18 protein-coding genes are annotated in these 14,427 nt (G+C 55.8%); 6 read left to right on the forward strand and 12 right to left on the reverse strand.

The window, feature by feature from the left end:
• Positions 1-10: 10 nt before the first annotated feature.
• Positions 11-487: a GNAT family N-acetyltransferase gene (locus tag L971_RS05870; RefSeq protein WP_047374926.1), complete on the reverse strand. Its 477-nt coding sequence runs from the start codon at positions 485-487 to the stop codon at positions 11-13.
• Positions 488-566: 79 nt separating this feature from the next.
• On the opposite strand from L971_RS05870, the gene L971_RS05875 reads away from it, so the two are divergent.
• Positions 567-947 (forward strand): VOC family protein, encoded by a 381-nt coding sequence (locus tag L971_RS05875; RefSeq protein ID WP_029334183.1) that lies wholly within the window; start codon positions 567-569, stop codon positions 945-947.
• Positions 948-975: 28 nt separating this feature from the next.
• Here the strand turns inward: L971_RS05875 and L971_RS05880 are convergent, their stop codons facing one another.
• On the reverse strand, positions 976-1,281 hold the full coding sequence (locus L971_RS05880; RefSeq protein WP_024371172.1) for a helix-turn-helix domain-containing protein: 306 nt from the start codon (positions 1,279-1,281) through the stop codon (positions 976-978).
• 117 nt (positions 1,282-1,398) lie between these two features.
• Between L971_RS05880 and L971_RS05885 the strand changes: the two genes are divergently transcribed.
• Genes L971_RS05885 through L971_RS05895 form a run of 3 tightly spaced genes read left to right on the forward strand, consistent with a single transcriptional unit; the run spans position 1,399 to position 3,988 of the window.
• Positions 1,399-1,890 (forward strand): lactoylglutathione lyase family protein, encoded by a 492-nt coding sequence (locus L971_RS05885; protein WP_029334184.1) that lies wholly within the window; start codon positions 1,399-1,401, stop codon positions 1,888-1,890.
• A 2-nt stretch (positions 1,891-1,892) separates the two neighbouring features.
• The gene (locus tag L971_RS05890; protein WP_047374928.1) at positions 1,893-2,873 is read left to right on the forward strand and encodes a zinc-binding dehydrogenase; all 981 of its coding nucleotides are present in this window, start codon (positions 1,893-1,895) and stop codon (positions 2,871-2,873) included.
• Positions 2,874-2,923: 50 nt separating this feature from the next.
• Complete coding sequence (locus tag L971_RS05895) at positions 2,924-3,988, forward strand: low specificity L-threonine aldolase (RefSeq protein WP_047374929.1); 1,065 nt, start codon at positions 2,924-2,926, stop codon at positions 3,986-3,988.
• 47 nt (positions 3,989-4,035) lie between these two features.
• Here L971_RS05895 and L971_RS05900 read toward each other — a convergent pair whose 3' ends face one another.
• From L971_RS05900 to L971_RS05920, 5 genes are all read right to left on the reverse strand, one after another.
• Complete coding sequence (locus tag L971_RS05900; protein ID WP_029334187.1) at positions 4,036-4,536, reverse strand: SRPBCC domain-containing protein; 501 nt, start codon at positions 4,534-4,536, stop codon at positions 4,036-4,038.
• 79 nt (positions 4,537-4,615) lie between these two features.
• On the reverse strand, positions 4,616-6,901 hold the full coding sequence (gene gshAB / locus L971_RS05905) for a bifunctional glutamate--cysteine ligase GshA/glutathione synthetase GshB (protein ID WP_024371161.1): 2,286 nt from the start codon (positions 6,899-6,901) through the stop codon (positions 4,616-4,618).
• Positions 6,885-8,213: an MATE family efflux transporter gene (locus L971_RS05910; RefSeq protein ID WP_047374931.1), complete on the reverse strand. Its 1,329-nt coding sequence runs from the start codon at positions 8,211-8,213 to the stop codon at positions 6,885-6,887. The genes gshAB and L971_RS05910 overlap by 17 nt, the downstream gene beginning before the upstream one ends.
• Positions 8,214-8,345: 132 nt before the next feature.
• Positions 8,346-8,819: a hypothetical protein gene (locus tag L971_RS05915; RefSeq protein WP_029334190.1), complete on the reverse strand. Its 474-nt coding sequence runs from the start codon at positions 8,817-8,819 to the stop codon at positions 8,346-8,348.
• Positions 8,816-9,025: a helix-turn-helix transcriptional regulator gene (locus L971_RS05920; RefSeq protein WP_024371158.1), complete on the reverse strand. Its 210-nt coding sequence runs from the start codon at positions 9,023-9,025 to the stop codon at positions 8,816-8,818. Before L971_RS05920 ends, L971_RS05915 begins: the two co-directional genes overlap by 4 nt.
• Before the next feature lie 118 nt (positions 9,026-9,143).
• Between L971_RS05920 and L971_RS05925 the strand changes: the two genes are divergently transcribed.
• On the forward strand, positions 9,144-10,076 hold the full coding sequence (locus L971_RS05925; protein WP_047374935.1) for a ring-cleaving dioxygenase: 933 nt from the start codon (positions 9,144-9,146) through the stop codon (positions 10,074-10,076).
• Between the two features lie 21 nt (positions 10,077-10,097).
• Here the strand turns inward: L971_RS05925 and L971_RS05930 are convergent, their stop codons facing one another.
• A complete protein-coding gene (locus tag L971_RS05930; RefSeq protein ID WP_024371156.1) occupies positions 10,098-10,538 on the reverse strand; it encodes an Rrf2 family transcriptional regulator in 441 nt (146 codons plus the stop codon).
• A gap of 189 nt (positions 10,539-10,727) precedes the next feature.
• On the opposite strand from L971_RS05930, the gene L971_RS05935 reads away from it, so the two are divergent.
• The gene (locus tag L971_RS05935; protein ID WP_047374937.1) at positions 10,728-11,828 is read left to right on the forward strand and encodes a globin domain-containing protein; all 1,101 of its coding nucleotides are present in this window, start codon (positions 10,728-10,730) and stop codon (positions 11,826-11,828) included.
• 71 nt (positions 11,829-11,899) lie between these two features.
• Here the strand turns inward: L971_RS05935 and L971_RS05940 are convergent, their stop codons facing one another.
• Genes L971_RS05940 through L971_RS05955 form a run of 4 tightly spaced genes read right to left on the reverse strand, consistent with a single transcriptional unit; the run spans position 11,900 to position 14,350 of the window.
• A complete protein-coding gene (locus tag L971_RS05940) occupies positions 11,900-12,313 on the reverse strand; it encodes a DUF350 domain-containing protein (RefSeq protein WP_034798888.1) in 414 nt (137 codons plus the stop codon).
• A complete protein-coding gene (locus L971_RS05945; RefSeq protein WP_047374939.1) occupies positions 12,310-13,533 on the reverse strand; it encodes a glutathionylspermidine synthase family protein in 1,224 nt (407 codons plus the stop codon). The genes L971_RS05940 and L971_RS05945 overlap by 4 nt, the downstream gene beginning before the upstream one ends.
• Positions 13,530-13,895, reverse strand: a complete 366-nt coding sequence (locus L971_RS05950; RefSeq protein ID WP_024371152.1) for a hypothetical protein — start codon at positions 13,893-13,895, stop codon at positions 13,530-13,532. The genes L971_RS05945 and L971_RS05950 overlap by 4 nt, the downstream gene beginning before the upstream one ends.
• Complete coding sequence (locus L971_RS05955; RefSeq protein ID WP_024371151.1) at positions 13,892-14,350, reverse strand: hypothetical protein; 459 nt, start codon at positions 14,348-14,350, stop codon at positions 13,892-13,894. The genes L971_RS05950 and L971_RS05955 overlap by 4 nt, the downstream gene beginning before the upstream one ends.
• Positions 14,351-14,427: the final 77 nt, after the last annotated feature.

Genomic DNA, 14,427 nt, shown 5'->3' on the forward strand with positions numbered 1-14,427 from the left:
CTCAGAACGCTTAGTTCTGAGGACTTTTTTGGTGTTCCATGCGGATGAAGTCGTACACACTTCCGTTCGTCGGTTGTTGAAACGAACCGGTCTGTTTGAATCCGCACGCCTCATACAGCCGAATGGCCCGTTCGTTGAAGGCGGCGACGGCGAGCGTGATGCGACGGGGCGCGTACGTCGCATCGATGAAGTCGAGAATCGACGAAAGGAACGCGCGTCCGCCCCCGTTCCCAGTCAAATCGGGTCTCATGCCGAGGCCGATGTCGACCGTCTCCGCCTCCGTTCGTGCGACGCTCACGAAACCGATCAGATCGGAGTCGGACGTGATGGCGAACACCGACTCCCCACGCTGTTCGGCGTCTAGAAATTCGACCAAATCGTCTTCGTCTGCTTCGATGTCGTAAAATGCGTAAACGCCTTCGTAATGCCACGTGAAGGCGATCGTTTCTGCTTGTTGCTGTGTCAGGACAGCGAATTGATGCATCATGTGAATTTCCTCGATTCAAGGGCAGGATGGAATGCTACACTCATTATAGTACCACCAACTTGAAGAATGGGGTGACCACATGGGAATCAAGTTAGACATGGTCGGCATCGTCGTCGAAGATATGAAACGGGCGCTCGACTTTTATCGTCTGCTCGGCTTAGCGATTCCGGAAGCGATGGATGGGGAAGCGCACGTCGAGGTCGACGACGGCGGTGTCCGGCTCGCCTTCGACACAGTCGAAGTGGCCGAATCGGTATATGGGGAATGGAAGCAGGCGACGGGGCACCGGGTCGAACTCGCCTTCTTATGCGACAGCCGAGATGAGTTGGACGCGCGCTATGAAGCGATCGTCGGGCATGGCTATGCCTCGCACCGCGAACCGTGGGATGCGTTTTGGGGGCAACGTTATGCCATCGTCATCGATCCGGACGGAAATCTGATCAGCCTATTCGCAGCATGACAAAACCCTCGCCGGATTCGGCGAGGGTTTATTCGTCTCGTGTCTCGCCCCACGAGCAGAGCGCCTTCATCGCCGGCTGCAGGCTGAGCGCTTCCTCGGTGAGCGAATATTCGACGTGCAGCTGCTTCTCTGTCGAATAGTCGATGCGGCGCACCATGCCGAGCTGTTCGAGTTCACGCAGTTGGTCGGTCAACACTTTGCGGCTGACGTCGGGAATGGCGCGCTGAATGTCTGAGAAACGGCGTGGTCCGTTCTCGAGCGTACAGTATACTTGGGGGCGCCATTTACCGCCGATGATGTCGAGTGCCTTGTTGACAGGGAACGGGGTCGTCATGTTCAGTTTGCCTCGCTTTCGGGTAGTTACTTCAATGTGCGTACTATTTTTCTTGCTTCGATGAAGGTATCGTATCGTTATCCAACAAATTGAGCAAACAAAAAGGAGCGGATCACTTTGACATATCCACGTACATTCTCACATATCGGACTATCGGTCCCGAGTGTGGCGGAAGCAGTTACATTCTATGAGGACGTGATGGGCTGGTACACGATCATGCAACCGTCGGACGTCGTCGAGGACGACTCGCCGATCGGCGTCATGTGCACCGACGTGTTCGGTCCGGGCTGGGGCAGTTTCAAAATCGCCCACATGTCGACCGGTGACAAGATCGGCATCGAGCTGTTCGAGTTCCCGAATAATGAGAAACCGGAGGACAATTTCGAGTTCTGGAAGACGGGCATCTTCCACTACTGCGTCCAAGACCCGGACATCGAGGGACTCGTCGAGAAAATCGTCGCCCATGGCGGCAAACAACGGATGCCGATCCGGGAGTATTACCCGGGCGATAAGCCGTACCGGATGGTGTACTGTGAAGACCCGTTCGGTAACCTCGTCGAGATTTACTCACACTCTTATGAACTGACGTATTCGGAAGGAGCGTATTGATTATGAAGGCATGGTTACTCGATCAACCTGGACTCGAACATTTACACCTCGGGGAGACGGAGCGCCCGACACCGGGAGCAGGCGAACTGCTCATCAAAGTCGAAGCGGTCGCATTGAACCCGGTCGACTATAAAGTCGGCACGAACGGCAACCCGAACTGGTCGTACCCGCACATCCTCGGGGTCGACCTCGTCGGGGAAGTCGTCGAAGTCGGCTCGAGCCTCGCCAACATCATCACCGGTTCACGTGTCGCCGTCCATACGAGTCTCGGAAATAACGGCGGCTTCGCCGAGTATGCGGTCGTCGACGCGCGCGGCTGCGCCGTCGTTCCGCCTGACGTGAGCGATGAGGCGGCAGCGGCCATCCTCTGTGCCGGTATGACGGCGTATGAGGCGGTCATGCAGAAGTTGAACACGCGCGACAAAGAGACGATTCTCGTCCACGCCGGAGCAGGCGGGGTCGGCGGTTACGCGATCCAACTTGCGAAGAAACTTGGGCTTAAGGTGTTCACAACGGCGTCGCCTGACAATTTTGACTGGGTGAAAGCGCTCGGTGCCGATGTCGCCATCGACTATAACACGGAAGACGTGACGGAACGGATCATGGAAGAGACGGACGGCCGCGGTGTCGACCTCATCTTAAACACGGTCGGTCGTGACGTCGCGACAGCCGACCTCGACCGGCTCGCCTTCAGCGGACAGCTTGCCTACATCGCCGGTCCACCGGATACGTCGAACGTGAAAGGCTTTACGCTCTCGCCGTCCATCCATGAGGTCGCCCTCGGTGCGGCCCACGCGAGTGAGGATGAGCGCGCCATCCGCAACTTGGCATATATGGCTGAGGAATTGATGAAATTACTTGAGGCCGGCGAATTGAATGACCTCGTGACGGACGTCTTGCCGTTCGAACGGTTGAAAGATGGTTTGGAACAACTGCAAACACGAAAAGTACGCGGGAAATTGATTGTCCGGGTACGCGATTAATCATCGTGCCTCCTATCTATGGATAGGGGGCTATTTTTGGAGGGGATGACATGAATTTACGAACATCGTATCAACAGACGTCGCATCAGTTGAGCGGTCACGGCAGACGGAACGTCGGCGTCTTGCAACAGGCGTTCGCCGACGTTGATCCGAATCAGGCGAGCGACCATTACGGGACGGGCGAAGCGATTGAGCGGTTCGAGCAGAAACTGGCGCAAGAACTCGGCACGGAAGACGCCATCTTCTTCCCGAGCGGCACGATGGCGCAACAGATCGCGTTACGCATTTGGGCGGACGAGACGGAGAACCGACGCGTCGCCTATCATCCGCTCTGTCACCTGGAGATTCACGAACAGGACGGCTTAAAGGAACTGCATCACCTCGAGCCGATCTTGATTGGGGAGTCGGACCGGTTGATGATGTTTGAAGAAGTGCAGGCGCTACCGGATGTGGCGTGTCTGTTGATTGAGTTGCCGCAACGGGAGCTCGGGGGGTATCTGCCTTCGTTTGACGAGCTCGAACAAATCAGTCGACTTTGCCGTGAACGGGGGATTCGCCTCCATCTTGACGGGGCGCGTCTGTTCGAGACGTTACCGTATTATGAGAAGACGGCGGAGGAAGTGTGCGCGCTGTTCGATAGCGTCTACATCTCATTTTATAAAGGGATCGGCGGCATCGCCGGTGCCATCTTGGCCGGACCGAAACCGTTCTGTACCGAAGCGAGAGTTTGGAAACGGCGGTACGGCGGGGATTTGATTGGGCTGTACCCATACATCATCCCGGCCGACTATTACTATGAGCTGCGGAAAGACCGGATGGGGACATACTATGAACAAGCCAAAGCATTCGCACGCCGGTTCAATGCGCTCGACGGTGTCTGGACGACCCCGGACGTCCCGGTGACGAACATGTTTCATCTTCATTTTGAAGGGGAGTATGAGGCGGTCGCGGCATGGATTCAATCCGTTCACATTGAAACTGGGGTCGGAATCACAGGGTATCTCGTCCCACATGACGGCTATTGTTCGACCGAGATCAGTGTCGGGGATGCGGTTGGAGAGATTCACGAAGCGCAACTTGTGCGTCTATTTGAAAGTCTGGACAGAGAAATCTAACACAACAATAAGCACCGCGCCTAAACAGAAGGCTACGGTGCTTATTGTTATCTTGAGACGATTGTATCAAGCCGATCGAGCTGTGAGGCGAAACCTTCGACGGCGCCCATCTCGATGACTTTCTCGAGTGACTCGGCGTCCGTGAACTCGGAGCGACTGACGAGCAACGTCCCACCCGGAATGTCTAAAAATTCGTTCGTAATCGTCATGACCGGAAAGTCGGGATTGACGTGCCCGTCCGCGTCTGAGAACGCATCCGTATAGACGATTTTTCGATGTGGTTTAATCTCGAGGAACGTCGATTTCCCCCATGAATCCATGCCGTAATAATCGCCTTGCTCCTTGTCGACACACGTCATTTTGTAATGCCACGTCCCGCCCGGTTCGAATTCGAACGTGCGTACCTCGGTCTTCCATCCGGCCGGACCCCACCAGGATTCGAGATGGGTCGGACTCGAGAAGGCTTCGAACACGAGCTCGTGCGGTGCCCGGAAGCTACGTTCGACGACGAGCGTGTTGCCTTCCACGTGCGATTTGACAGCCCCCATTGAAATGTCCCCTTTCGTGAAAAAGCGTCTTGACCTCAATGTAGTCCTTATTCCCGGTTTTCGGACAAGTGCAACTTGTTCAGTCAAACAACAAATCGAGCACCGTCTCACCGATGGGGCGTTCCTTTCCTTCGTATGGGAACGAGTGGATATGGATGGCCGGATTGAAGTTCAGCTCGATGATGCCGTAGTCACCTTCACGCTCGAGCGATGGGATCATCATGTCGACGCCGCAAATCGTCGCGCCGACCGCCTTCGCGGCCGCGACCGCGATCTGTTTATACGAGTCGGCAATCCGGTCCGTATAGTCGATGCTATCGCCGCCGGTGCTAATGTTCGAGTTCTCGCGAAGAAAGACGCGCTCTCCGTCCGCGAGCACACTGTCTGGTGTCTTGCCTTGAGGGCGCAGGAACGCCACGACGATGTCATCGATCTCGATTTTCTCGAGCGGGGTCTTATATCCTTTTCCGCGGAGCGGGTCTTCGTTTTTCTTGGCGACGAGCTCACGGATTGTCGAGACGCCGTCCCCGTTCACGTTCGCCGGGACGCGGTGGAGAATGCCTGCGACTTCATCGCCGATGACGAGGAAACGATACTCTTTGCCCGGCAAGAACGTCTCGAGCAAGACGACGTCGTCGAACGTTTTGGCATGATGGAACGACTCGAGCGCCTCGTCGAGCGTCGTGCCGTCTTTGAAAATGTGGATGCCAATCCCGAAGTTCGTCGATTTCGGTTTTAAGACGATGGGGCGTCCCGCGAAAGTGGTCCACACCGAGCGCAAGTCGTCCTCGTCGCGCAACTCCACGCCGCTCGGGACATCGATGCCGTGTTCGGCGAGCACATGTTTCGTCACCGTCTTGTTCTCCATCATGAGCACCGACACGTAGTTGTCTTTCGACGTCTTCGTCGCCTGTTTGACGTATTCGGTCTGGTGGCCGTTCCGAACCCGGATAAACTGGTCGTCCCGGTCGATGACATCAACGGCATAGCCACGCTTCAAGGCCGCCTTCATCAAAATCTGTGTCGACAGCTCCATGTCGGTGTAGCCGTGCATCCGGAAGCGATTGGCGTAGGCATCTTGATAGAACCGTTCAGCTTGCCGGAGTGACCAGGCCGTGTAGCCTTCGGTTGTCATCACTTTCGTCAACCGTGCCGAATACGTCGTATCCACATGGTCGATTCGTTCCCGGACAGAGGCGAAGACGTCCTCGAACCCGAGGGCGTAGCGAGTGTTGAACGCTTCGATGTCATCTAACAGTTCGTTCGCATACGTGTGTAAGGCGATCGAGTCGCCATCCCGGTGCAACGTGAGCGTCGGGGACAGGCCTTCTTTGGCGACACGTTGTTGGTTGTGGAACGCCTCGGCTTGCCAGTTCGCGAAGTCCGTCTCGTCTTTTAACGCCAAGTAGAGCAGGAAGATGTGCAGGAACTTCAAGTCGTCGAGGGCGATACCCGTCTTCTCGAAGGGGTTCAAATCGATGTTGCGAATCTCGATATAGTCGATGCCGTTCGTTTCAAGTCGCTCTAAATCGTTCCCGCCCCGGGACGTCTTCAAGCGAATCGGCGAGTACAGCTCGTTCGGGTTGGCGATGTCGCCTTTCGTGATGAAGCGGCGGACACTGCTCGTGTAATCGGTGAGCGTCGTGTAGTCCGGATAGAGAGGTTCAACATTCGTATAACCACAGTCGCTATTCCGGTACGAGAGGGCCGTCGTATTGGAATACACGTCTTCGCTCAGTGCCTGCATCTGGCTGACGCAACGTTCTTCGTAACTCGTATGGACGGCGGGCGTCCCGCCTAATAGATAGACGATGAGCCAACGTGTCCGTAAATAGTTGCGGACGAGCTTCAAATAGAGCTCATTTTTGAAGCGGTCATACTGTTCAGGCGACCCTTCGTATAAAGCCGTGATCAAGTCGTCTGCGAACGAGAAGTTGAAATGGATGCCGGAGATGAGCTGTTTTTTCGCCCCGTATTTTTGAAGCAAATGCTCCCGGTAGCGTCCGGCCTCACCGCCCGAACTGCCGAAGTCGGCGAGCGGAATCACCCCGCCGTCCGGGAGGGCGCACGGCATCGACTGCGGCCAGAGGCGTTCGTCGCCGATATGCAGCGCCGTGATGTCATAGAGTGTCTCTAAAAAGTTGTGCGCCGCCTCGACGGTTGAAAACGCCGGCGTGATCAACTCAATCTGACTTTCGGAAAAGTCGGTCGTGATGTACGGATGCGTCGCCTTGTCGCCGAGGCTTTCCGGATGTTTCGTCAGTGCGAGCGTTCCGTCGGCGGTCACGCGGAGCATCTCACGTTCGATGGCGAACCGACCGCTCGTGAGCAATTGTTTCGATAGCTGTTCAAATCGCTTCTGCAAGGGAAGTCACTTCCTTTTTTGTTAGTCGGACATATAATGCGGAGACGAGCCCTTTGACGATGCTCGAGATGGCGATGCTCCACCAGATGGCGTCGATGCCGAGGTATGGTTCAAGGACGATGGCGAGCGGGATACGGGCGACGGTGAAGACGATCGAGATCGTCGCCGGGATTTTCGGCAGCCCGAGACCGGAGAAGTAGCCGTTTCCGATCATCTCGAGCGAGGCGAAGATGAGCGAGACACCGATGATGCGTAAATAACTGGCCCCGATCTCAATCGTCATCGAATCATCGACGAAGGCGCGAATGAGCACGTCTGGGAAGACGAGGAAGACGAGTGTGATCAGCCCGGTATAGAGCATGCCGAGACGCGTCGTCACACGGTATCCTTCGTGCACCCGGTCGATTTTCCGGGCTCCGATATTTTGGCCGGTATAGCTCGCGATGGCACCGTTCAATCCGCCGATCATCATGTAGGCGATCGACTCGATTTGGAGGCCGATGCGCTGGGCGGCAATCGCCTCGGTCCCGTATGAACCGATCATGCGGGCGAGAAAGATGCTGATGACGGTGAACAGGACGCGCTGCGTCGCCATCGGAAAACCGAGGCGGACAATCTCGGTGTAGTCGGCACGGACCGGTGTGACCGTCTCGTTCCAGTCAAATAGCGCCCGGGCCCGATGCCAAAAGAAGCCGAACATGACGGCGTTGGCGACGAGTGTCGCGAGACCGGCCCCGAGTACGCCCAGCCCGAACGGATAGATGAAGAGCGGTGACAGCATCATGTTGAGGATGACACCGGTCGCGTTGATTCGCATCGCCGTCGTCGTGTTGCCATAGGCACTGAACAGGCGGGCGAACAGCAAGTTGTAGAACGAGAACAAGAGCATCGGGGCGCTGACGAGCAAATAGTGATAGGCGAGGCGCTCAACGGGTGGTGCGTTCATATTCAAGAAGCCGATAAGCGTCGGTCCGAGTGAGACGAGCAGGAGGGCGGACAAAAGCCCGAGCCCGCCGTTCAGCCGTCTGCCGCTCCGTACATAACGTTGAATCAAATCATCGTCGCGCTTGCCGACGGCTTGTGACACTTTGATGCCGGCACCGACGACGATCAAAGACTGAACCGCCTGAGCGAGCATAATATAAAAACTGGCCGCGCCGATACTGGCGACGGCGTCGCTTCCAAGCGCACCGACCCAAAACATATCGACGAGACTGTACGTAAACTGTAAGAGCGAGCTGCCGACGAGCGGAAGGGCGAGCGCTAAGATGACGCGCTGCACGCTTCCGGTCGTCAAATCGACGGTTTTCACAAAACAAGACCCCTTCAACAAATTAGTATATAACCATTTAGTTATATATAAGCACGACGAGACGAGATTGGCAATCGTGACGTCCGACTCGACGAAAAATCGACACAAAAAAAGGAATTCGCTGTGAATTCCTTAACGATTATAAGCACGAATCCACGTCGTCATATAGACGAGGTTCGCGATGATGAGGGTGGCGACGAGCGCGAACACCGGATACGTCGGCCACGCTGTTTGAAATACCGGGTAGAAGAAGAACGTGAGCATGAAGAACGGGACCGAGATGTTGAACGAGACGTACGCCGCTTTCGTCGCTTTCGCTGTGATCAACGCCTCGCGTTCATCGACTTCGCTGAATTCGGTCATACGGACCGACCATTGACCGAAGCTCATCTGTTGATTTGGACGCGTCCGGAACGAATAGATCGTCCAGACGATAAAGAAGACGATCAACAAAACGAACGGCAAGAGGTTGAACTCTAGCTCGAACACGCCGGCTTCAAGGGCAGCCATCGACCGGGTGATCGTCGAGGCGAATGACGCCACGGTGAACGCCATCAAGACGTATAAGATGATACTCGAGATGGATTGAACGATGACACGTTTCATTTTGTTTCCTCCTCAATTGTAAAAATAGATTCGACCGGCTCCTCGAACACGCGGGCGATTTGCATCGCGAGCATGAGGGAGGGCGTGTAACTCCCTTTCTCGAGCGAGATGATCGTCTGTCTCGTCACGCCGACTTTGGTCGCAAGGTCGCCTTGCGTCAATTGATGCCGGGCCCGCAACTCTTTGACACGATTGGCTAATGGCATGGCGCCACCTCATTTCCTGTTTCTAACAACAGTGTAAAACAAACTTTACTTTATGTAAAGTGAACTTTACTTATTTAGTGGTGGTACAATAGAATCAAACGAGAAAGGGGAGAAACCGATGAAGGCGATTTTAGGGCAGCACCACGTCTCGGCGATGACAGGGGACGCGTGGAAGAACTTGCGATTTTACACGGAGGTTTTAGGCATGAGGCTCGTCAAAAAGACGGTCAATCAAGACGATCCGTCGATGTACCACTTGTTTTACGCGGATGAAATGGGGACGCCGGGGACCGACTTGACGTTCTTCGAACTGCCGTTTCTCGGACAGACGTATCGAGGAAGCAGCAGCATCTCGCGGACAGCGCTTCGGGTGCCGGCAGGGGCATTGCCGTACTGGCTGGAGCGGTTTGCCGAATTCGATGTCCTGCATGATCCGGTAGAGGAGGTACTCGGCCGACCGACGCTGGATTTCGAGGACGGGGAAGGACAGCGCCTCTGTCTCGTCGAGGGCGGGTCAGGGACACCATGGAAAAATGGACCGGTGCCGGAGGACATCGCCATCTTCGGGCTCGGCTTCAGTGAATGGACGGTGCGACGGATCGAGAAGACGGAACGGGTGTTGACGGACGTGCTCGGTTATCGCTTCGCGTCCGCATTCGAGCGAAACGGTCAGACGGTACGTGTCTTCGAGACAGGTGACGGGGGCGTGGCGACGGAGATTCATCTCGTCGATCGTCCCGATGTCCCGTCGGAGCGACCGGGTCGGGGCAGTGTCCATCACGTCGCCATTCGCGTCGAAGATGATTTGGAGATGGAGCGTTGGGTCGAGCGGCTCGATTCATTCAGCATTAGCCACTCGGGATTGATCGACCGCTACTATTTCAAGTCGATTTACTTCCGTGAACCGAGCGGGATTTTGGTCGAGCTCGCGACGGACGGGCCCGGCTTTGCGAGCGATGAGCCGGTCGAGACGCTCGGGGAGCGGTTGGCCTTGCCGCCATTTCTTGAGCCACGACGAGCGGAAATCGAGGCGAAATTGAAGCCGTTATAAGCAAATAGCCGACAGACTCGTTTAGTCCGTCGGCTTTTGTACGCCTAAAAGTAACGCCAGTTCGTTCGTCCGGTTGGCGACGAGGTCGGCGATCGTGTAACGGTCGAGCACGTGCAGGAAGGCGAGCATCGCCTCGTTCAACACGCTCCTCAAGTCACACGCGGGTGCGATGACACAGCGGCCTTCGCCGAAACACTCGACGAGCTCGAACGGTTCCATCGTCCGGACGACGTCGCCGACGTTGATGTCTTCCATCGGTCGGGCAAGTCGGAAACCGCCGCCGCGTCCGCGCACCGATTCGAGATACCCGTGCTTACCGAGCTCATAGACGACTTTCATGACGTGGTTCTTCGAGATTTGATATTGGTCCGCCACTTCTTGGATCGTCACGAGACGATGGGAGAACGTAGCGCTATACATGAGCGTTCGAAGTGCGTAGTCGCACGTTTGCGTGAGCCGCATGAAATCACCTCTTCATCCGTCCATTGTACAAGACATCCCGTAAAAGCGCGACGATGGAAGATGTGAAAAAAGCGTGGCGGATTCAAGTCGGAAATTCGAACTTGTGACTAAACAAGTATTCTATATATTGCTTTTAGAGTGACGTAACTCACATAATGGACGTGTACTTTCAAAAAGGGGGAAACACGTATGTTAGATCAACAAACGATGGATATCGTTAAAGCGACGGCGCCGGTCTTGAAAGACCAGGGTGTCGCCATCACGAGTCACTTTTATAAGCGCATGTTCGAAAATAACCCGGAAGTTCGTCACTTCTTCAACCATACGAACCAACAACGCGGCCGTCAGCCAGAGGCGCTCGCGAACGCCGTCTATGCGGCAGCTGTCCATATCGATCGGCTCGAAGCGATCTTGCCGGCCATCCAACCGGCGCTTCATAAACATAAAAGTTTGAACATCCGGCCGGAACATTATTCGATTGTCGGTGAGAACTTGCTCGGGGCGATTCAAGACGTGCTCGGTGAAGCGGCCACACCAGACATCATCGATGCGTGGGCGAAAGCATACGGTGTCATCGCCGACGTCTTCATCTCGCTCGAGAAACAGATGTATGACGATGCGCCATGGCTCGGCTTCAAGCCGTTCACAGTCGCTGAAGTGATCGAGGATACGCCGGAAGTAAAACGATTCCGTCTTGTCGCCAACGATGGTGTCGTCGGGACGGCCATCCCGGGTCAATACATCTCGGTCCAAGCCCGCATCGAAGGGGAAGATATTTTGCACCACCGTCAATACAGCGTCGTCGAGACGACAGCAGACGGCTACTGGATCGCGCCGAAAGCAGAAGGACTCGTCTCGAACTGGCTCCATGCTCAGACGGTCGGCACAGAGATCCCAGTGAGCGCGCCAGCTGGTGAATTCGTCCTCGAAGCGTCGGAGCGTCCGCTCACGCTCGTCGCCGGCGGCATCGGCATCACGCCGCTCTTCAACATGGCGAAGACAGCGCTCGGTGAAGGCCGTTCGGTCACACTATTGCATGCGGTCCGCAGCACGAACCTCCGTCCGCTCGGTGAAGAGCTCGACGAACTTGTGAACGACGGACTCGAGCTCATCACACACGTCGACGACGTATCAGGCTGCATGAGCGCGGCACAGCTTGAGGCACTCGATGTCGATGGACATGACGTCTACACGTGTGGCCCGACGGCAATGATGGAGACGGTCGTGCAAACGATCCCGCACGCCCGTTACGAGTTCTTCGGTCCATCGGCCGTACTCGCTAGAGCATAAGAAAAGACGACCGCTAAAACAGTCGTCACATTACCGCACACCGGTCATCGGTTTGCGGTTTTTATATGTCGTCAATACGTCAAGCTCGCTGCGACGATGATGCCGACGACGAGCGAGGCCGAGAAAAGGCTGAGGCCGACGGCGAGGTTGCCGTTCTCGACTTCTTTCTCCAAGTTCACGCCAGGCGTGAGCACGTACTCGAACGTCCAAAACGCGAGCACTTGGGCGAGGATCCCGACGATGCCCCAAATGAAGGCATCGAGCAAGTTGACGCTGTTCGCCCATACCGTGTAGATGACGATGGCGAGACCGAGCGCCTTGCCCCATAGTTTCAAGGCGACGGCGACGTTGCCGGCTTTGATCAGTTTTCGTTCTGAATACTTCGTCGTCAAGGCGAAGACGACGAGACCAATCAAGATGAGGGCAAACCCCGTACCGAGGTGGGCCAAAAAGCTCAAAATCGAATCGAGCGTGATGAACGTCATGAGTTATTCTCCTTTTGTGTGCCGATGGCTAAGTAGTAGGACTGGTTGTTCGTGATCATGCTGCCGGCCCGCGCGCCGAGCGCGGACGGGCGACCGTTCAAACAAAAACAACCGATCATATAATGCGTGTCGATCGTGCCATTCACCGTGTTCGTCTTCCGGACCGGCAACTCATCGAATCGTTGAAAGACGGCCGTCTCGTTCGCATACGTTTGAAGCGCTTCTTTATGGAACGGCGTGCCGTCCTTCTCGTACAAGATGACCGAGTCCCCTTCACGTCCGAAGGCGGGCTTTTGCACGTAGGCACTCTGATTTAAAAACGGGTCGGGCTCGAGGTAGGTCGGCAAAAAGTACGTGCGGATGATGGCACGTTCTGTCTCATCGAAGAACATCTCGTTTTCGTATAGCTCCCAAATGAACGCTTGCACGCCCTTAGACTGCATGAGGAACGCCGATAACGGATTGAGGAGCGAGACGTGTTTCGCCTCGTTCAGTTCGAGCAGGCGAACGCCGATCTGCGTCCCGTCCGGTGCCACGTCATCGACCAGATGCTCGACCGGGTACGTCTGCCGATACAAGACGTCGACCCGCTCACCGGAAGGCGTATACACCCCGTCACGTTCGATGAGAAGTTCGTGCAGGGCGACGAATTCGGACGGCAAATCGAGCGTCTCTTGAAGGAAACGCGTCGTCCATTTGTCCTCGATGTTGTCGTCATGGGCCGTGAAGACGATTTTCGGCGTCCCGGCTTTCGCGAGCCGCTGCCACGCGGCGATGATTGCTTTCCGGAGCTCGCTTCGAAGCAGCTCGGTCGCACCGGCGTTCGGGTCGTCGAGTCCAAATGCTGTCGTCACGTACCGGTTCACGTCGAACAGTTCTTTAATGAACGTCGGCGTGTCGGCATTGAATTCCATCAGCTTGAGCGCGCCGTCTTTCACGATCCAGTCGTAGCGGCCGATGATCGTCTCTTGCGGGAGCGCCTTGTCCCGAAGGAACGGCAGGCTCGCCTCCGGGTAACCGAGGAGACGGAGCGTCTCGTCCGGCAGCGTCCGCAGCAGCCGGTTCGCCTTGCGGAAAATCATGTCGACGTCACGTGTCGCCGTACGAATCCGCTCGACTTCCTCTTTTGAATAGACGAGACAGTCATAGAGCGCATACTCTTCCTCGTTCAAATCCGGCCAAAAGTAAGGGATTTGAGCGAACAAGGCGTCACGGTTCATCCGCCGAAGCCGCCTTTTGAGCCGCTGCCGAGACCCGAGTTAGAACTTGGGTTCGACCGGTTCGGCGTGATGCTGCTCGCGCCGCCGTTCGAGCGATAGTTTTGGTACGTCGACGAGTTTTTTAACGAACTCTTGGAATTGAACAGGCTGCCGAGTAAAAAGAAGCTGCCGAAGTGCGGGGAGCGCCGGTCGTCACAATAATACGACTCGGTCTCCGCATCCCATTCCCAATCGTCGCACTCGTAACCGGTCGGCTCTTCCGGGAGCGTCGCTTGTTCCGTCTCGTCCATCCCACAGGCGGCGAGGGAGGCGGTCAATACAGCGGCCGACAGACCGCTCAAAATTTTCTTGCTCGTCTTCATGTTGTTTCCTCCAATGTATAACCAGTCGGGGTGACATAGAGCACATAGGCGCCACGGTCTTCATCCGTTTCGGCCGAGTCACGTTCATATTCGTTGCCGCCGACATACACGTACTGGCTGCCGAGCATGGCGAGGGCGTCCAAGTGACGGTCGACATAATACGCTTCAAGGAGCGGGTTGTCGAACCGGTCGTCGAGCGTGCGAATTTCGACTTTGATGTCGTCGGTCTCTTTTTTGTCGACCGGGCCTTCCGTGTAGCGGTCGACGTAAATCAAAAAGTACTGCTCGCCTTCGAGCGCGGACGAACGTTGTTTATACGTCATGCCGTCCTTGACGAAAAACTCGCATTCACGCCGGGCGAGTACTTCATCGAGCCCGAGCGATGTATAATGGTAGAGCGGCTCAAACGACAGCTCATTTTTATAGAGTCGGTATTCTAAAACGATGGAATTCATAAGTCAGTCCTTTCTTTTTTCTATCTATACGGAACCGAGTCGAGACGGGTTTCGTAAACCAATTGAGTTGTTACTAG

It is taken from the genome of Exiguobacterium sp. ZOR0005 (assembly GCF_000798975.1).
In the GTDB taxonomy this organism is placed as follows: domain Bacteria; phylum Bacillota; class Bacilli; order Exiguobacteriales; family Exiguobacteriaceae; genus Exiguobacterium; species Exiguobacterium aurantiacum.